At 42.8% G+C, this 19,587-nt stretch carries 13 protein-coding genes; 10 read left to right on the top strand and 3 right to left on the bottom strand.

Annotated features, from left to right (window positions below; translation table 11 throughout):
- Positions 1 to 41: 41 nt before the first annotated feature.
- From IGJ12_RS09160 to IGJ12_RS09150, 3 genes are read right to left on the bottom strand one after another with little or no spacing between them, the layout of a single operon-like run.
- Complete coding sequence (locus IGJ12_RS09160; RefSeq protein WP_005235722.1) at positions 42 to 1,967, bottom strand: PTS fructose transporter subunit IIABC; 1,926 nt, start codon at positions 1,965 to 1,967, stop codon at positions 42 to 44.
- 12 nt (positions 1,968 to 1,979) lie between these two features.
- Positions 1,980 to 2,897, bottom strand: coding sequence for a 1-phosphofructokinase (gene pfkB, locus IGJ12_RS09155; RefSeq protein ID WP_005235724.1), 918 nt, complete (start codon positions 2,895 to 2,897; stop codon positions 1,980 to 1,982).
- Positions 2,894 to 3,649, bottom strand: coding sequence for a DeoR/GlpR family DNA-binding transcription regulator (locus IGJ12_RS09150; protein ID WP_005235726.1), 756 nt, complete (start codon positions 3,647 to 3,649; stop codon positions 2,894 to 2,896). The genes pfkB and IGJ12_RS09150 overlap by 4 nt, the downstream gene beginning before the upstream one ends.
- Positions 3,650 to 3,854: 205 nt before the next feature.
- Between IGJ12_RS09150 and IGJ12_RS09145 the strand changes: the two genes are divergently transcribed.
- From IGJ12_RS09145 to IGJ12_RS09100, 10 genes are all read left to right on the top strand, one after another.
- Positions 3,855 to 5,321 carry an alpha-amylase gene (locus tag IGJ12_RS09145; protein ID WP_005235728.1) on the top strand — a complete coding sequence of 489 codons (1,467 nt, stop codon included), beginning with the start codon at positions 3,855 to 3,857 and terminating at the stop codon, positions 5,319 to 5,321.
- Between the two features lie 214 nt (positions 5,322 to 5,535).
- Positions 5,536 to 7,779, top strand: a complete 2,244-nt coding sequence (gene pcrA, locus IGJ12_RS09140) for a DNA helicase PcrA (protein ID WP_034878535.1) — start codon at positions 5,536 to 5,538, stop codon at positions 7,777 to 7,779.
- 13 nt (positions 7,780 to 7,792) lie between these two features.
- Positions 7,793 to 9,823: an NAD-dependent DNA ligase LigA gene (gene ligA / locus IGJ12_RS09135; protein WP_086299399.1), complete on the top strand. Its 2,031-nt coding sequence runs from the start codon at positions 7,793 to 7,795 to the stop codon at positions 9,821 to 9,823.
- A gap of 215 nt (positions 9,824 to 10,038) precedes the next feature.
- A complete protein-coding gene (gatC, locus tag IGJ12_RS09130) occupies positions 10,039 to 10,344 on the top strand; it encodes an Asp-tRNA(Asn)/Glu-tRNA(Gln) amidotransferase subunit GatC (RefSeq protein ID WP_005225977.1) in 306 nt (101 codons plus the stop codon).
- Positions 10,344 to 11,816, top strand: coding sequence for an Asp-tRNA(Asn)/Glu-tRNA(Gln) amidotransferase subunit GatA (gene gatA, locus IGJ12_RS09125; protein WP_016611859.1), 1,473 nt, complete (start codon positions 10,344 to 10,346; stop codon positions 11,814 to 11,816). The genes gatC and gatA overlap by 1 nt, the downstream gene beginning before the upstream one ends.
- Positions 11,813 to 13,243 carry an Asp-tRNA(Asn)/Glu-tRNA(Gln) amidotransferase subunit GatB gene (gene gatB / locus IGJ12_RS09120; RefSeq protein WP_005225979.1) on the top strand — a complete coding sequence of 477 codons (1,431 nt, stop codon included), beginning with the start codon at positions 11,813 to 11,815 and terminating at the stop codon, positions 13,241 to 13,243. The genes gatA and gatB overlap by 4 nt, the downstream gene beginning before the upstream one ends.
- Before the next feature lie 10 nt (positions 13,244 to 13,253).
- On the top strand, positions 13,254 to 14,288 hold the full coding sequence (locus IGJ12_RS09115) for a diacylglycerol kinase (protein ID WP_005235735.1): 1,035 nt from the start codon (positions 13,254 to 13,256) through the stop codon (positions 14,286 to 14,288).
- A gap of 371 nt (positions 14,289 to 14,659) precedes the next feature.
- Positions 14,660 to 14,959, top strand: a complete 300-nt coding sequence (locus IGJ12_RS09110; protein ID WP_008380108.1) for a YlaN family protein — start codon at positions 14,660 to 14,662, stop codon at positions 14,957 to 14,959.
- Positions 14,960 to 14,961: 2 nt separating this feature from the next.
- Positions 14,962 to 16,125, top strand: a complete 1,164-nt coding sequence (locus IGJ12_RS09105) for an FtsW/RodA/SpoVE family cell cycle protein (RefSeq protein ID WP_008380107.1) — start codon at positions 14,962 to 14,964, stop codon at positions 16,123 to 16,125.
- Between the two features lie 22 nt (positions 16,126 to 16,147).
- Positions 16,148 to 19,576 (top strand): pyruvate carboxylase, encoded by a 3,429-nt coding sequence (locus IGJ12_RS09100; RefSeq protein ID WP_005235747.1) that lies wholly within the window; start codon positions 16,148 to 16,150, stop codon positions 19,574 to 19,576.
- The last annotated feature ends 11 nt before the right edge of the window (positions 19,577 to 19,587 follow it).

The following is a 19,587-nucleotide window of genomic DNA, read 5'->3' as shown; positions in this document are numbered from 1 at the left end:
AAAGACCCGCAAGATCACGAGGATCTTGCGGGTCTTTTCAATTAGGCAGCTTGTTCAGGCGCTTTTTTCAACAAACCGAATACAACGCCAGAAACGATCGCACCGATTAAGATGAATAGCAAGAACAAAATTGGTTTAGATAATAATAGAACAACGAAGATCCCACCATGTGGTGCCATTAATTGGATATCAAAGGCACCGACAAGCGCACCAGTCAGTGCAGAACCAACGATAAAGCTTGGGATCGCCCGCAATGGATCTGCTGCTGCAAATGGGATCGCACCTTCTGTGACGAAGGATAGCCCCATGACGATGTTTGTTAAACCAGCTTCTTTTTGGTCTTTGGTGAATTTATTTTTAAACAATAACGTTGCGACAAAGATTGCCAATGGAGGAACCATTCCGCCCGCCATTACAGATGCCATCACGACGCTACCACCTTCAGCAACGGTCGTTGCCAATGTTGCAGTACCGAAAACATAAGCGGCTTTGTTGATTGGGCCACCTAGATCGGCTGCCATCATTGCTGCTAACAAAGCACCAAGTAAAGCGGCGTTGGTACCACTTAAGCCAGTCAAGAAGCTATTCAAACCGTCATTGATGGCTTTCATTGGCACGTTGATCAGTAACATCAAGAAGCCAGTGATCAATAGGCCGAAAACAGGGTAGAAAAGGATCGTTTTGATTCCTTCTAATGATTTTGGTAAACCTTTGAATAATGAACGCAAGAACTTGATGACATAACCAGCTAAGAAACCGCCAATCAATGCTCCTAAGAATCCAGCACCACCCGTATTTGCTAGGGCACCTGCTGCGAAACCGACGATCAATCCAGGTCGGTCACTGATACTTGAAGCGATGAAACCAGCTAAGACAGGTAACATAAAACCAAATGCCGCGCTACCGATTTGATTGAACCAAGAAGCGGCTTGGTTGTAGTTTCCTAATTGACTCAAGGCATCTTGAGGGACACCCATGAACTGGTCCACCATGAAGGAAATAGCGATCATGATTCCACCGGCAATAACAAATGGTAACATGTGAGAAACACCATTCATCAAATCTTTATAGATTCGTTGACCGACTGAACCATCAGCAGAAGCGTCCTCTTTATCAGAAGCTTGGCCACTACCGTGAAAAACAGGAGCAGTTCCGCTCAATGCTTCATTGATTAATTGCTCGGTTTTACGGATACCATCGCTCACAGGACGGTTTACTAAATGTTTGCCGTCAAAGCGATCCATTTCAACTTTTTTATCGGCAGCTACGATCACACCAGCAGCTCGGGCGATATCAGCTTCTGTTAAACGATTTTTGATTCCTTCTGAACCATTTGTTTCGACTTTGATGTCAACACCAAGTTCTTTGGCTTTCTTTTTCAAAGCATCTTCTGCCATGTAGGTGTGGGCGATCCCTGTCGGGCAAGCTGTAACTGCGACGATATAGGGACGTTCGCTAGCAGGTGCTGCTTCTTGGTTTGCCGCTTCTTCTGCTAAAGCATCGGCTTCTTGCTGTGCCTCAGCTTCTGAGAAAAGTTGTTGTACTTGATCAGCAGTTGTCGCTGTTTTTAGTTTAGCAACGAAATCTGGATCGATCAATAAGCGAGATAGAGCTGCTAACGCTTGTAAATGAGTATCATTTGCTCCTTCTGGTGCTGCGATCATAAAGAAGAGGTACGTTGGTTGTCCATCTAACGCCTCATAGTCGACACCCGCATTACTCTTTGCGAATAAAACCGTCGCTTCTTTGACTGCACTGTTTTTGGCATGGGGCATTGCGATGCCGTCACCTAACCCTGTTGAGGTTTGGGCTTCTCGGGCAAGAATTCCTTCTTTGTAGATTTCGACATCTGAAATCCGTCCGACAGCATATAATTTTGCTACCATTTCATCAATGGCACCTTTTTTGTCTGTTGCTTGCAAGTCCATGATCATGGCATCTTTCAGCATCAACTCATTGATTTTCATTTTTCCATCCTCCTATAGATTCACTTGTTTAATAATGACTTCCGGTAGTAATTCTTCGATAAATGACGCCTCAGCTAAATCATCTGAGAACGCAGTGGCACTGCCACAAGCGACCCCCCATTTGAATGCTTCAACCACATCTTTGGTCTTTGCGTAACGCCCAATGAATCCAGCAATCATGGAATCTCCAGCGCCAACTGAATTTTTCAAAGGTCGTTTCAACACATTGGAGCGATAGATCTCATTGCCAGTAAAGAGCAGGGCACCATCACCACCTAGAGAGACGATGACATTTTTAGCGCCATCCTTTAGCATTCTTTGGCCATAAGGCAAGATATCTTCGATCGTTGAAAAAGAAGTCTCATAAAGTTCCGCTAATTCATGATTATTTGGTTTGATCAGCAAAGGCTGATCGGATAAGGCATCAAATAGTTCCGCACCAGTCGTATCAATGACAAATTCTGCACCAGCTTCTTTAACGATTTTGATCAATTCTTTATAAAAGTCGGCTGGAAGACCAGCTGGTTTACTTCCTGATAGGATGACGATGTCTTTGGCAGAAAGAGCGGCTAATTGGTGTTTCAATTCAGCGATTTCTTGCTCTTGAATGACTGGACCAAGGCCGTTGATTTCTGTTTCTTCGCCGGATTTTAATTTGATATTGATCCGGGTATCGGCAGCGACTTGCGTAAAATTGCTGTTGATTTCCTCTTTGGTCAGCCACTCTTCAATAAAACGACCAGTAAATCCGCCAACAAAACCAAGGGTAGTCGAGGAGATGCCAATTCGCTTCAAAATCCGTGAGACATTGATTCCTTTGCCACCAGGTAGTTTAAAGTCTTGTTTCATTCGATTAAGGGTACCGATCTCCAAATGATCGACGTGGACGATAAAGTCGATCGATGGATTGAGTGTTACTGTGTAAATCATTGTATTACCTCCATAATGGTTGTTTTTGCTCTGAATTTCGCTAAATAGTTTTTTGGGCAATAATCGGTGATGATCGTTGCACCTTCAATAAAAGCAACTTGAGCAAAAGTTGTTTGCTGAAACTTGGAATGGTCTAGCAAGACATAGGCTTGTTGACTGTGCTCTAGTGCAATCTGCTTGATCAGGGCTTCTTCAGGATCGGGTGTGGTGAAACCAGCTTCCGAATGAGCACCGTTCATGCCCATAAAACAGCGGTTAAAGCGCAATTTACGCAACTGTTCACCGGCATTGATTCCTAAAACAGCGTTCGTAGCTATCTTAATGGTTCCCCCTAAAATCATGGTGTCGATCCCGTGATCAATCAGTAGGGAAGCGTGCTTGACGGAGTTCGTGACAACTTTCAGCGCTGTGATGGACGATAAGAAAGGAATCATTTCAAGGGTCGTTGTTCCTGCGTCTAGATAAATGACTTCACCATTTTTGATCGTTTGTGCGGCTGCGCGAGCAATTTTTTGTTTTTCTGTTTGAAATTTCGCTTTTTTTTCAGACATGTTGGGTTCAAAACCTAATTGCTGGCTTTTTTTGGCCCCGCCGTGAATTCTAACTAGAAACCCTTTATCTTCCAGTTCTTGGAGATCTCTGCGGATCGTTGATTCTGAAGCATCCAGCAGTTGGATCAGTTCACTGACTTTGACGATCTCCTCTTGCTCTAATCGTGCCAAAATCGCTTGATGCCGCTCCTCTGTAAGCATTTACATCACCTCTTCACCTGCCATAGTAACATATGATTCATTCAAAATCAATCATAAACAGTAAAAAACATTCAAAATGAAAGCGCGAATAATAGAAATCGGTCACAAACGGTCATGCTAACCTTCATTTTCCTGAGATTGCTGTCCTTATATTTGACAATTTTTACTATTATTTGGCTTAATTGAATTAAGGGGGGATAAATAAATGAATAACAAAGTCATTTTACAAGGGTTCGAATGGGACCTGCCGGCAGATAGCCAACACTGGAACAAATTGAAAGAAATGAGTAAAGAAATCAAAGAGTATGGATTTACCGCAATTTGGCTGCCGCCTGCCTATAAAGGGACAGCTGGGTCCGAAGACGTTGGATATGGTGTCTATGATTATTATGATCTAGGCGAATTCGATCAAAAGGGGTCGGTGCCAACAAAATATGGGACAAAGGATGAATACTTAGAAGCCATCAAAGCACTGCAAGAACAAGGAATAGAGGTTTATGCCGACATCGTTTTCAATCACTTGATTGGTGCCGATGAAAAAGAAGTCGTTCCAGCGGTTAAATACAATACCGAAAACCGTAATGAACCGATCAGTGATGAGGAAGAAATCGAAGCCTGGACCAAGTTCACATTCCCAGGACGTCAAGGGACGTACAATGATTACGTTTGGACGTGGCATAATTTTTCTGGTGTTGATTATGATGACCGTAACAAAGACCACGGGATTTTTAACTTCGCTGATAAGGGCTGGGAAAGCCAAGTGGATGATGAGATGGGCAATTATGACTACTTAATGGGTTGTGATCTGGACATGGAAAACCCTGAGACGGTGGAACAGCTCAATAAATGGGGGCAATGGTACCAAGAGCTGACTGGTGTTGATGGCTATCGCTTAGATGCGGTCAAACACATTGAGTTCAATTATTATGCGGACTGGATCTTGAACCGTCGGGAAGAAAAAGGCAAACCGCTATTCGTTGTGGGAGAATATTGGTCAGGGGATCTGCCAAAATTAGAAGAGTATTTAGATTCTTCAGGAAATCTGATTTATTTATTCGATGTGCCTTTGCACTATAATTTATATGAAGCATCTCACTCAAATGGCGAATATGATATGAGTCAAATTTTTGCCGGTACACTGACTGCCGCGCGCGAAGATTATGCCGTGACTTTTGTGGACAATCATGATACACAGGTTGGTCAAAGTTTACAATCTTGGATAGACGGTTGGTTTAAAGTCCATGCTTATTCATTGATCCTTTTACGAAAAGCGGGTGTACCGGTTGTTTTCTGGGGTGACTTATTCGGAATCCCAGCGCAAGAAATCGCTCCTGTTGGTGATGCTTTGATCCATATGTTAAAACTTCGAGAGAAGCTTGCATTTGGGAATCAAGTGGACTATTTTGATGATTCTAATTGTATTGGTTGGGTATTAACGGGGGATTATGAACACGAACTTTCTGGATTGGCGGTCGTGATGACCAATGCTCAAGGTGCGGAAAAAGAAATGACCATCAGCGCGATCCATGGTGGAGAGACCTTCGTGGATATATTGAGAAATAATGAAGCGAAAGTTGTTTTAGATGATACCGGAAAAGGTGTTTTCCCGGTCAATGATGGGCAAGTGTCAATCTATGTGAATGAAAAGCTAGTAGAGAAATACTTTAGCTGATCTCTTTCAATAGTCATAATAAGAGGCTGGTAAGTTTACAGCCTTTTTATTATGCAAACAAACAACGGACTGACTTTTATCTTTCAAAACTGATGGCATCGTGAGTACTAAAATCAAAGCGCTTTTAATTAAAAGTTTTCAAAGCGTTCGGTTTTCCCCATTCACGGATAATGCTATAATTGAGAAGATTGAGAAAGAAAGGATGTTTAAAAGCATGTCATCCAAAAGTGAATTACTTAAACGCATGAATCCACGGCAAAAAGAAGCCGTTATGCATACGGAAGGGCCGTTGCTGCTGATGGCAGGGGCAGGAAGCGGGAAGACCCGTGTCCTAACCCACCGAATCGCCTATTTAATAGAAGAAAAAAATGTAAATCCATGGAATATTTTAGCCATCACATTTACGAATAAAGCGGCACGTGAAATGAAAGAACGGGTCAGTCAACTATTAGGATCGGGTGGTGAAGACGTTTGGGTTTCAACCTTCCACTCGATGTGTGTCAGAATTTTGCGCAGGGATGTTGATCGAATCGGGTATTCGAAGAATTTTACTATCATTGATTCTTCTGAGCAAAATACGCTGATGAAACGAGTATTAAAAGAATTGAATATCGATCCCAAAAAATATGATCCTCGTTCTATTTTGGGAACGATCTCTCATGCAAAGAATGAGCTGTTGACACCTGAAGCTTACCAAGCCATGGAAGGTAGTCTCTTTGAGCAAATCGTAGGTCGTTGTTATGAAAAATATCAAAAAGAGCTGCGTAATAATCAATGCATGGACTTCGATGATTTAATCATGAATACGATCCGCCTCTTCCAAGACAATGAAGATGCGCTGCAATTTTATCAACGGAAATTCCACTATATCCATGTCGATGAATACCAAGATACCAACCATGCCCAATACACGCTAGTCAATTTATTGGCCGCTCGTTTTCGAAATCTTTGTGTCGTTGGGGATGCGGACCAAAGTATTTACGGTTGGCGTGGCGCCAACATGCAAAATATTTTAGACTTTGAAAAAGACTATCCGGATGCCGCAACGATATTGTTAGAGCAAAACTATCGTTCAACGCAAACGATTTTAAATGCGGCAAACCAAGTAATCAAAAATAACCGCAACCGCCCAGACAAAAATCTGTGGACAGAAAATCGTGATGGGGAAAAAATCACTTATTATCGCGGGGATAGTGAACGAGATGAGGCGCGATTTATCGTCAGTGAAATGCAGAAACAAATTGCAGAAAAGAACCGTAAATTCGGTGATTTTGCGATTTTGTATCGGACCAACGCCCAGTCACGGATCATTGAAGAAATGCTTTTAAAAGCCAACGTTCCTTATACGATGGTCGGCGGCAGAAAGTTCTATGACCGCAAAGAAATCCGTGATATTTTGGCTTATTTATCGGCGATCGCCAATCCTCGTGATTCCATCAGCTTGGAACGAATCATCAATGTACCAAAACGTGGGATCGGTGCGACATCCGTCGAAAAACTACGAGATTTTGCGAATCTTCATGAGTGGTCATTGCTAGAAGCAGCCATGAACGTCGAGTTGGCGAATATTTCTGGAAAGGCCGGCAAAGAATTAGGAAGCTTTGGGATGATGATGGATGGCTTCGCCCAAATGGTTCCTTACCTCTCAGTAACTGAACTGACGAAAGAAATATTAGAAAAGACGGGTTATCGTCAAGAGTTAGTCAACCAGAATAATTTAGAAGCACAAGCTAGACTTGAAAACCTGGAAGAATTTTTATCGGTTACCCAAGAATTCGATAAACGATTTGAGGCGCAAAACGAAGACGATGCAGATGCACCAGATGAGAAGTTGAGTGTTTTCTTAAATGACTTAGCTTTATTGTCAGACGTCGATAGTTATGAAGAAGAAAGTAGTCAAGTGACGTTGATGACCTTGCATGCTGCAAAAGGACTGGAGTTTCCAGTGGTATTCTTGATTGGTTTGGAAGAAAATATCTTCCCGCTTTCTCGGGCTTTAATGGAAGAAAGCGAACTCGAAGAAGAACGGCGCCTTGCTTATGTGGGAATCACTCGTGCTGAGGAAGAGCTCTTTATGACCAACGCTTTTTCCAGAACATTATACGGCCGTACCCAATACAATCGCCCGTCACGGTTTATCGAAGAAATCGAACAAGATCTGCTGCAATCATTAGGCGAGCGTTCACAGCCGAAAGCTGCTGCACCGTTTCAACCAAAAGTCTTTAAACCGAGCTATACACAGCCGCGTCAAACGACCGTCACTTCTAAGCAACAGACCTCTGCAGCGGGGAATACATGGCAAGTTGGCGAGAAAGTTCAACATAAAAAATGGGGAATCGGTACGGTCGTTCGGACGACTGGCAGCGCGCAAGACATCGAATTAGATGTGGCATTCCCACAACAAGGCGTCAAACGACTGTTGGCGGCCTTTGCGCCGATTGAAAAAGTTGAAAAATAAGGAGGATATTAGGATGGATGTTCCTTCAAAAGAAATCCAATCACGAGCAGAAGAGCTACGTACGCAATTAAATCAGTACGCGTACGAATACTATGTAAAAGATCAACCTTCTGTTGAAGATTATCTCTATGATCAGCTGTATGCAGAACTGGTTGAAATTGAAACCAACTACCCGCAGCTAGTAACCGAAGACTCGCCCACCCAACGAGTAGGTGGCATCATTTTACCTGGCTTTGAAAAAGTCACCCATGATATCCCACTTTATAGTTTGAACGATGTGTTTGATAAAGAAGGAATCGTGGCTTTTGATGCCCGTGTTCAAAAAGCATTGGGGAAAGCGGTAGATTATGTCTGCGAGTTAAAAATCGATGGATTGTCTATCTCATTAAAATATGAAGAAGGGCGCTTTGTTCGGGGAGCAACTCGAGGGGATGGTACGGTAGGTGAAAACATTACAGAAAACCTAAAGACCGTCAAATCGATCCCACTAAAATTAAAAGAACCAATCTCGTTGGAAGTTCGTGGCGAATGCTATATGCCAAAGGCTTCGTTTTTGAAGTTGAATCAACAGCGAGAAGAAGAAGGGGTGGAAGTTTTCGCCAATCCGAGAAACGCAGCTGCTGGAAGCTTGCGACAATTAGACACACGGATCGCAGCCCAAAGAAACTTAAGCACCTTCTTGTACACACTGGCTGATTTTGGTCCGATTGAAGCCAATGATCAATTTTCGGCATTGAATGAATTAGATCAATTAGGCTTTCGTACAAATCACGAACGCAGAGTGTGCCACACCATCGATGAGGTGTGGGCATATATCGAAGAGTTTCATGACAAGCGCAGTGAGCTTCCTTACGAGATTGATGGTGTTGTCATCAAAGTCAATAATTTTAAAGATCAAGATGCGCTAGGCTTTACCGTAAAAGCACCCCGATGGGCGGCGGCATATAAATTTCCACCGGAAGAAGCGGAAACAGTGATCGAAACGATCGAATGGACCGTGGGACGAACGGGTGTTGTGACACCGACCGCTGTTATGACCCCTGTCCGGGTTGCCGGAACGACGGTCAGCCGCGCCAGTTTGCATAATGTAGATTTCATTAAAATGAAGGACATTCGCATTGGCGATTCGGTCATCATCTATAAGGCGGGGGACATTATTCCAGAGGTTGCGAAAGTCTTGGAAGAAAAACGCACGGAAACAAGTGAACCCTTTGAAGCGCCTACACATTGTCCCGAATGTGGGAGTGAGCTGATCCATTTAGATGAAGAAGTTGCCTTGCGTTGTATCAATCCGAAGTGTCCAGCGCAGATTAAAGAGGGCTTAAGCCACTTTGTTTCCCGAAATGCTATGAATATTGATGGTTTAGGGCCACGTGTTTTAGAGCAAATGTTCGATAAATCCTTAGTCAAAGATGTGGCCGACTTGTACTTTTTAACAGAAGAACAATTGCTGACCCTCGATAAAATCAAAGAGAAATCAGCTAATAACCTTTTGCGTGCCATCCATCAAAGCAAAGAAAATTCAGTTGAGCGCTTGATTTTCGGGCTAGGCATCCGTCATGTTGGTGCCAAAGCGGCTCGGATTTTAGCGGAACATTTTGGTGACCTTCGGACCCTTAGCAAAGCCAAAGAAGAAGAGATCATTTCGTTGGAAACCATTGGTGCTACAATTGCAGAAAGTGTCGTTACGTATTTTGACAATCAAGAAGTTCACGACCTTTTAGATGAACTTGAAAAAGCGGGTGTTAACTTTGCTTATCTAGGGCTGAGAACGGATCAATTGGAAGAAGTGGAGTCGCCATTTAAAGAGAAAACAGTCGTTTTGACAGGGAAATTGAGTCATTTCACCCGCGAAGAAGCCAAAGAAAGAATCGAAAACCTTGGTGGAAAAGTCACCGGAAGTGTGTCGAAAAAGACTGATATCGTTGTTGCCGGGGAAGAGGCTGGCAGTAAACTGACCAAAGCCCAGTCCCTAGGCGTTACCGTTTGGGATGAAGCTCAAATGGTGGCTGCGATCGAAGGCAGTCATTCGGCAGAACAATAACTGTTAAGTATTGTCACAGACGAGAAGCAGTTGTTTCTTCTTGTCTAATTGAAATCATTTCTTCCCTGCAATACGAGGAAAGAAATGATTTCTGCTTTTATTTGCAATTATATTTGATAATTTTCAAATTCTATTTCATGATTTGTTAAAAAAATGATACAATACATTGGAAAAACGTAAACGTAGATTACGGATACGAGAAAGAGGAGGATTTTATGGCGATCAGCGAAGAACAAGTCAAACACGTTGCCAAACTAGCAAAACTTTCATTCTCAGACGATGAATTACATGAGTTTACCTCTCAGCTAGGAAAAATTATTGATATGGTTGAAACACTTGAAGAAGTGGACACCACAGGAGTACCATTCACATCGAATGTCGCAGAAACGATCAATGTGATGCGTGAAGATGTAACGACCGGTGGCTGGGACCGTGATGAATTAATGAAAAATGTTCCAGAATCTGAAGAAGGCTTTATTAAAGTGCCTGCAATCATTGACAATGGGGAGGCGGGTGCCTAATGACTGAACTATATAATAAAAGCTTAGAAGAATTGCATAGCTTATTAGTATTAAAAGAAATCACTGCGACAGATCTAACGAGCGAAACCTTTGCTCGCATTAAAGAAACAGAGCCAAAAGTCGATGCGTTTCTTGCATTGAACGAAGAAAAAGCCCATGCGTTAGCGCAAGCTATCGATCAAAAAGGTATCACTGAAAGCAATGTGTTGGCAGGGATTCCCATTGGGATCAAAGATAACATTGTTACCAAAGATCTACGCACAACAGCTGCTTCTAAAATTTTAGGCAACTTTGACCCAATCTACGATGCAACCGTCATGGACAAAGTTTACCAAGCAGACATGATTCCAGTAGGTAAGTTAAACATGGATGAATTTGCGATGGGGGCGAGTACGGAAACGTCGTTCTTTAAGAAAACAAAAAACGCTTGGGACGAGACAAAAGTACCTGGTGGTTCATCAGGTGGCTCGGCGGCTGCCGTTGCAGCGGGACAAATCCCCTTATCATTAGGTAGCGATACGGGTGGTTCGATTCGCCAACCAGCAGCTTTCAATGGAATCGTCGGGTTGAAGCCAACATACGGACGGGTTTCTCGTTTTGGTTTGATCGCGTTTGCATCTTCGTTAGATCAAATTGGTCCAATGACCCGTGGTGTGAAAGACAATGCCATCGCATTAAATGCCATCAGTGGGTTTGATGCAAAAGATAGTACGTCAGCCGGGGCAGCTGTTCCTGATTTTACAGCAGGTCTGACTGGTGATATCAAAGGCATGAAAGTTGCTTTGCCAAAAGAATACTTAGGCGAAGGAATTCAAGCGGGCGTCCGAGAAGCGATCTTAAAAGCTGCAGACACTTTCCGTGCGTTAGGAGCGACCGTGGAAGAAGTCAGCTTGCCACATTCAAAGTATGGGGTAGCTGTTTACTATATCATCGCTTCTTCAGAAGCAAGTTCTAATTTGCAACGTTTTGACGGCATCCGTTACGGTTTCCGTTCAGAAAATGTCAGCAATTTAGAAGATGTCTATGTTAATTCGCGCAGTGAAGGATTCGGGGAAGAAGTAAAACGTCGGATCATGTTAGGTACGTTTTCACTAAGTGCTGGCTACTACGATGCCTACTTCAAAAAAGCCGGTCAAGTACGAACGTTGATCAAACAAGATTTCGATAAGGTCTTCAGCCAATACGACTTGATCATTGGCCCAGCTTCCCCAACGGTAGCATTTGGTATTGGAGAAAATATCAATGATCCGATCACTATGTACTTGAATGATATTTTAACCATTCCTGTGAACTTAGCAGGACTGCCAGGGATGTCGATTCCAGCAGGTTTTTCTGAAGGACTGCCTGTCGGCTTGCAGATCATTGGGAAACATTTTGATGAAGCAACCATGTATAAAGCGGCTTATGCCTTTGAACAAGCAACTGATTTCCACACGAAAAAACCAGTGATTTTAGGAGGGGATAAGGCATGAACTTCGAAACAGTCATTGGGCTTGAAGTCCACGTAGAATTAAAAACAGAATCAAAGATTTTTTCTCCAGCACCTGCTCACTTTGGCGCTGAACCAAATAGCAACACGAATGTGATCGACTGGGGCTATCCAGGTGTTTTACCAGTAATGAACAAAGCGGCTATCGAATTTGGGATGAAAGCTGCGCTTGCGTTGAATTGTGAAATCTCAAAAGAAACACATTTCGACCGCAAAAACTATTTCTATCCTGATAATCCAAAAGCCTATCAAATTTCACAATTCGATCAACCGATAGGTCATGATGGGTGGATTGAAATCGAAGTGGAAGGTAAAAAGAAAAAAATCCGCATTGAGCGAGTTCATTTGGAAGAAGATGCCGGGAAAAACATGCACGGCAAAGGCGGTTATTCTTATGTTGATCTAAATCGTCAAGGAACCCCTTTGATCGAGATCGTTTCCGAAGCAGATATGCGTTCACCAGAAGAAGCATATGCGTATCTAGAAGCATTGCGCTCAATCATCTTGTTTACAGAAGTATCTGATGTGAAGATGGAAGAAGGTTCCATGCGTTGCGACGCCAATATTTCGTTGCGACCTTACGGCCAAGAACAATTCGGAACAAAAACAGAATTGAAAAACTTAAACTCTATGTCCTTCGTGAAAAAAGGTTTAGCATTTGAAGAAAAACGCCAAGCCAAAGTATTGCTTTCTGGAGGCGAGATCCAACAAGAAACTCGTCGTTTTGATGAAGCAACCAGCAAAACTTTATTGATGCGTGTCAAAGAAGGTTCTTCTGATTATCGTTACTTCCCAGAACCAGATATCCCACGATTTGTGATCGATGATGAATGGATCGAACGGGTACGTCAAAGCTTGCCAGAAATGCCGCAAAAACGTCGTGCCCGTTACATCTCTGAATTGGGCTTACCAGAATACGATGCAATGGTCTTGACTTTATCAAAAGAAATGTCCGATTTCTTTGAAAAAACCATTGATGCCGGTGCTGATCCCAAACAAGCTTCTAACTGGTTGATGGGGGAAGTTTCAGCGTATCTGAACAGTGAAAAATTGGAACTGCCAGAAACAAAATTAACCCCAGACAATTTAGCGGGAATGATTCGTTTGATCGCCGATGGCACCATCAGTTCGAAGATTGCGAAAAAAGTCTTCAAAGAATTGATCACAAACGGCGGCGACGCTGAAGAAGTCGTAAAAGCCAAAGGATTGATCCAATTATCAGATCCTGCGCAATTACTACCAATGATCAATGAAGTATTAGATAACAACCAACAATCCGTCGATGACTTCAAAAACGGAAAAGACCGCGCAGTTGGTTTCTTAGTTGGTCAAATCATGAAAGCAACCAAAGGACAAGCGAATCCAGGCGTTGTGAACAAGCTGTTGCAAGAAGAACTAGCAAAGCGATAAGAGGCAAGCGATGAAAAGAGCAAGAGTAATCTATAACCCGACATCTGGGAAAGAATTGATTCGAAAAAATTTAGCAGATATTTTAGATGTTTTGGAAAGAGGCGGTTATGAGGCGAGTGCGTTTGCCACGACCGCTGCACCATTTTCCGCCCGTGATGAAGCAAGAAGAGCTGGCGAAGCTGGTTTTGATTTGGTGGTAGCTGCCGGTGGTGATGGCACGATCAATGAAGTCGTCAATGGGATCGCTCCTTTAGAAAAGCGACCAAAAATGGCGATCATTCCTGGAGGAACCACCAATGACTACGCACGTGCACTAAAGATTCCTCGGACCGATATCAAAGCAGCTGCGGAAGTGATTTTGAAGCAGCAAACGGTGAAGATGGATGTTGGAAAAACACCTAACACGTATTTTATCAACATCGCTGCTGGCGGACACTTAACAGAACTGACCTATGATGTTCCTTCTGAGTTGAAAAGTGTTTTTGGCTACTTAGCTTATCTAGCAAAAGGAGCGGAATTACTCCCTCGTGTCAAACCGATCAAAATGCATCTAAAGTATGAAGACGGAGAATACATTGGCGGAGCGTCGATGTTCTTTTTAGGGCTGACGAATTCAGTGGGAGGCTTTGAACAGATCGCGCCTGATGCAAAGCTTGACGATGGGAAATTTTCGTTGATCATTGTCAAAACGGCCAATATTTTTGAGATTGTCCACTTAGTTGCTTTAATGATGAATGGTGGCAAGCACATCAACGATCGTCGTCTGATTTATACGAAAACATCTTTTCTTGAAGTAGACGCGCCAGAGCAGGTCAATCGATTAATGATCAACCTTGATGGTGAATACGGCGGAGATGCTCCTATGCGCTTTGAAAATCTACACAATCATATTGAGTTTTTTGCGAATGTCGATCAAATTCCTGATGATGCGGTCGTTGGTGAGCAGAACTATCAAGAGATGAGCGAAGGTTTTATTAAAGAAGTCGAACGTCTTTCCGATGAGGACATCAATGGCGATGGCAAGATCGGCGACGAAACAAGGTAAACGATTTTTCTTTTCATGCAAAGTGAAAGAACAGGGACTTTTGGACCTGTTCTTTTTTTAAAAAATAAATTGTGGAAAAAGTAACAGGAATATTTTTAAGAAAAGTTGATAGAACAGCTTTTCTTAAATTTTAGTAAAGGACGTTTTTTGCGTTATGTTCCACAGCGGACGTTTGTTTCACGGATGTTAGCGTGATTCATGAAGATAAAACGAATGAAAAATTGGAAAAACGAACGATCTTCGCTAAAAAACGAACTTTTTGAAAATATACTCGTTAAAGTTCGTCATTTACGTATTTCTATGCAATCTAATGATGCAAAAGCCAGAGAGAATATGCTATAATGGTGAAACGAAGAAATGGGGGGACCGGAATGGAGCACATCGATTCTACAAAAGCGCTAGATCTGCTTAGAGATGACGCAGAACGAATCAAAAAGCTGATCCGAAACCAAGAAAATAGTTTATGTATCGCACAATGCAAAGCATTTGAAGAAGTGGTTGATACCCAAATGTATGGTCTATCACGGCAAGTGGCATTTGCGATCCGCTTGGGGATCGTCGATAATCAAACAGGACAACAATTGATGGCGGATCTCGAAAAAGATCTGAACCAATTGTACAGCGAGGTCTATGAAGACCAGCGGACACCTGAAATCGGCAAGGAGGCATAAACTTGCCAGAAAAAGTAAAGAAAAGACATTTATTAGATTATAGTATTTTGTTACCATATATTGTTATGTGTGTCACAGGCTTGATGATGGTTTATAGTTCCACATCTTATGTGGCGATGACCGCCACACAACCGACCACAGCTGCTTCTTACGTCATCAATCAAACATTATTTTGGTTGGTGAGCCTAGTAGCGATCACTGTCATGTATAAAATGAAAACGGATGTTTTTCGGAATAAAAAATTTGTCCAGATCGCCATGATCGTCATCTTGTTTTTATTGATCGCTGCTTTCTTTTTCCCAAGAAGAAACGGGGCCCATGGTTGGTTAACGATTGCGAGCTTTTCTATTCAACCAGCTGAGTACTTGAAATTTATTGTCATCTGGTTTTTATCGGTGACGCTATCTTATCGTCAAAAAGGCATCCAACAAGAGTTTTGGAAAACGGTTTGGCGTCCAATCGGAATCGTTTTCGTCTACACCGGGATCATGGCCTTTTATCCCGACTTAGGGAATGCTGTGATCGTCATGCTACTGGCTTTTGTCGTTTTATTATCTAGTGGATTGAATTACTTGTACACTTTGATATTGGGGTTGGCAGGTATCGTTGGGAGTATGTTGATTGTCCTATTTGTGAATCTAACTGGCGGTAAGCTTTTACCAGCTTATGTTTATAGTCGCTTTTCATCCTTTTTGAACCCGTTTGCTGATGAATACAATACAGGTCATCAAATGGTCAATGGGTATTACGCAATGTTCAACGGTGGACTTTTCGGGCGCGGGCTTGGAAATAGTATCCAAAAACGTGGCTTCTTAAACGAAGCGCACACCGATTATATATTTTCGATCGTTATGGAAGAATTAGGCTTGATCCCATCGATCATCATTTTAGGCGTTTTGTTCTATATGGTGGGACGGATCTTTCTTGTCGGTATCCGTTCAAGAGATCCCTTTAATTCCATGATGTGTATCGGCATAGGGACATTATTTATGTCTCAGATTTTCATCAACTTAGGGGGGATCACTGGTTTGATCCCATTGACGGGAATCACTTTTCCGTTTTTAAGTCAGGGTGGGTCAAGTTTGCTGATGCTGTCGATTTGTATTGGTTTTGTATTAAATATCAGTGCCGAAGAAAAGAGGAAACAATATTATTTGAATTATTGATCAATTGAATGGAGTGGATTAGATGAAGAAAATTCTTGTTGCCAATCGTGGAGAAATCGCGATTCGTGTCTTCCGCGCATGTGCGGAGTTAGGAATCAAAACAGTCGGTATTTATGCTGCGGAGGATGAATACTCCGTCCATCGTTTTAAAGCAGACGAAGCGTATTTAGTGGGGAAAGGCAAACGGCCGATTGATGCGTATTTAGACATTGAAGATATTATTCGCACAGCGAAAAAAGCCGGGGCTGAAGGGATTCATCCAGGGTATGGTTTTTTATCAGAAAACCTGGGCTTTGCTCAGCGCTGTGAAGAAGAAGGTTTGATTTTCATCGGACCATCCACTCACCACTTAGATATTTTTGGCGACAAGATCAAAGCAAAAGCAGCAGCGATCGAGGCGGGGATTCAATCCATTCCCGGATCTGACGGTCCAGTGGCATCGATTGACGACGTTTTAGCATTCGCTGACGAACATGACTATCCAATCATGATCAAAGCAGCTCTTGGCGGCGGTGGTCGAGGCATGCGTGTCGCTCATGATGAAAAAGAAGCACGTGATGGCTACGAACGTGCCAAAAGTGAAGCGAAAGCGGCATTTGGTAGTGACGAAGTTTACGTTGAAAAATATATTAGTAATCCAAAACATATTGAAGTCCAAATTCTAGGGGATACGCACGGAAATGTCGTCCATCTATTTGAACGTGACTGCTCTGTTCAGCGCCGTCACCAAAAAGTAGTCGAAGTGGCACCTTGTGTGTCAATGACGACTGAACAACGGGAAAAAATTTGTCAAGCTGCCGTTCAATTGATGAAGCATGTTGGCTATATCAATGCCGGAACAGTGGAATTTTTAGTTGAAGGCGATAAATTTTACTTCATCGAAGTAAACCCTCGGGTCCAAGTGGAACATACAATCACTGAAATGATCACCAATTTAGATATCGTGACGACACAAATACTAATTGCACAAGGCAAGGATCTGCATAAAGAAATTGGGATTCCTGAACAAAAAGATATTCGCTTCGAAGGGGTTGCGATTCAATGTCGCGTGACAACGGAAGATCCAGCGAATAATTTTATGCCAGATACTGGTAAGATTGATACCTACCGTTCTCCAGGTGGATTTGGGGTTCGTTTGGATGTCGGAAATGCTTACGCAGGTGCGGTGGTAACCCCGTATTTTGACTCACTGCTTGTAAAAGTCTGTACACATGCGGCAACCTTTGATCAAGCGATTCAGAAAATGATGCGCTGTTTGAAAGAATTTCGTGTACGTGGGGTAAAAACAAACATTCTCTTCATGCGAAATGTCGTTTCTCATCCAGCCTTTCGTTCGGGTGAAGCCAAAACCACCTTTATCGACAATACGCCGGAACTATTCAATTTCCCTCGGATTCGTGATCGTGGAAACAAAACCATGAAGTATATCGGGGAAATTACCATCAATGGATTTCCGGGGATCGAAAAACAAAAGAAACCATTTTATAATGAGCCACGGATGCCACAACACATCCAAGCAACGCCTGATTTTGTCAGCGCCAAAAATATTTTAGATACGAAAGGTGCCGAGGGTGTCGTTGAATGGATCGGTCAACAAAACAATGTCTTACTGACGGATACAACCTTCCGAGATGCCCATCAAAGTTTGTTGGCAACTCGTGTAAGAACCCATGACTTTAAGAAAATTGCCGCGATGACGGAAGCTGGCCTGCCACAATTGTTCTCAAGTGAAATGTGGGGTGGAGCAACGTTCGACGTTGCCTACCGTTTCTTAACAGAAGATCCATGGGAAAGATTGCGGATGTTCCGGAAAAAAATGCCGAATACCTTGTTGCAAATGTTGTTTAGAGGCTCCAATGCTGTGGGATATTCCAATTATCCAGACAATGTATTGGAAGAATTCATCAAAGAATCTGCAGCGCAAGGAATTGATGTGTTCCGAATCTTTGATAGTTTAAACTGGGTTCCACAAATGGAGAAAAGTATTCAAGCCGTTCGCGATACAGGAAAAATTGCAGAAGCAACGATTTGTTATACCGGGGATATCAATGATCCGACCCGTCAAAAATATTCAGTACAATACTACAAAGATATGGCGAAAGAATTGCAAAACCTTGGTGCCCATATCATTGCTATCAAGGATATGGCTGGATTATTAAAACCGCAAGCGGCTTATCGTTTGATCAGTGAGCTAAAGGATACGATCGATGTGCCGATTCATCTGCATACCCATGATACGAGTGGAAATGGGATCATTACTTACTCAGCAGCTACTAAAGCCGGTGTTGACATCGTGGATGTCGCTATGTCAGCGGTCAGTGGCGCAACGAGTCAACCAAGTATGAGTAGTTTGTATTATGCACTATTGAACGGCGAACGCTGCCCAGAAATCAATGTAGACAATATCCAACAGTTGAACCACTACTGGGAAGATGTCCGCATGTACTACCATTCCTTTGAAAATGGCTTGAACGCACCTCAAACGGAAGTGTACAAGCATGAAATGCCGGGGGGACAATATACCAATCTCCAGCAGCAAGCCAAAGCCGTTGGTTTAGGCGAAAAATGGGATGAAATCAAAGAAATGTATCATGAAGTCAATATGATGTTTGGAGACATCGTGAAAGTGACGCCTTCTTCGAAAGTCGTTGGGGACATGGCACTCTTTATGGTTCAAAATGGCTTGTCTGAGAAAGATGTTTTTGAAAAAGGCGATACATTAAGCTTCCCTGAGTCAGTAATCACATTCTTCCAAGGTGAGTTAGGTCAGCCAGTTGGTGGCTTCCCGAAAGAATTACAGCGCATTATCTTGAAAGGACGCCCAGCCTTTACCGAACGTCCTGGAACATTCGCGAAGCCAGTTGATTTTGCTGATGTGAAGCAAGAACTAGCGGAGAAAATCGGCTATGAACCAAAACATGAAGAAGTCTTGAGCTACTTGATGTATCCGCAAGTCTTCCTTGATTATCGAAAAGCTTATGAACAGTTTGCAGATGTGAAAGTTCTTGATACTCCAACTTTCTTTAACGGCATGCGCTTAGGTGAAACGATCAATGTTGAATTAGAAAAAGGCAAAATCTTGATCATTCGTCTCGATGAGATCGGTGAGCCAGATATTGAAGGCAACCGAACACTCTTCTTTAACTTGAACGGACAACGCCGAGAAATCGTCGTTAAGGACAACTCAATCATCAGCTCTGTTCAAACGAAACGTAAAGCAGAGCCAACGAACAAAGAACAGATCGGTGCTTCGATGAGTGGCTCAGTTTTAGAAGTATTAGTCAAAAAAGGCGACCGGGTGGCACGTGGACAAACCTTGATGGTCACGGAAGCGATGAAAATGGAAACTTCGGTTGAAGCCCGCTTCTCAGGCGTAGTTGAACATGTGTATGTAACCGATGGGGAACCAATTCAGTCAGGAGATCTTTTGATTGAAGTCAAAGAGAAGTAAGGAGTCGATCC

Origin of the sequence: Enterococcus sp. DIV0802b, assembly GCF_050543535.1 — a bacterium.
Classification (GTDB): Bacteria; Bacillota; Bacilli; order Lactobacillales; family Enterococcaceae; genus Enterococcus_D; species Enterococcus_D entomosocium.
Note: the sequence above shows the minus strand (reverse complement) of the source record. Positions and strands in the feature narration are given on the sequence as shown.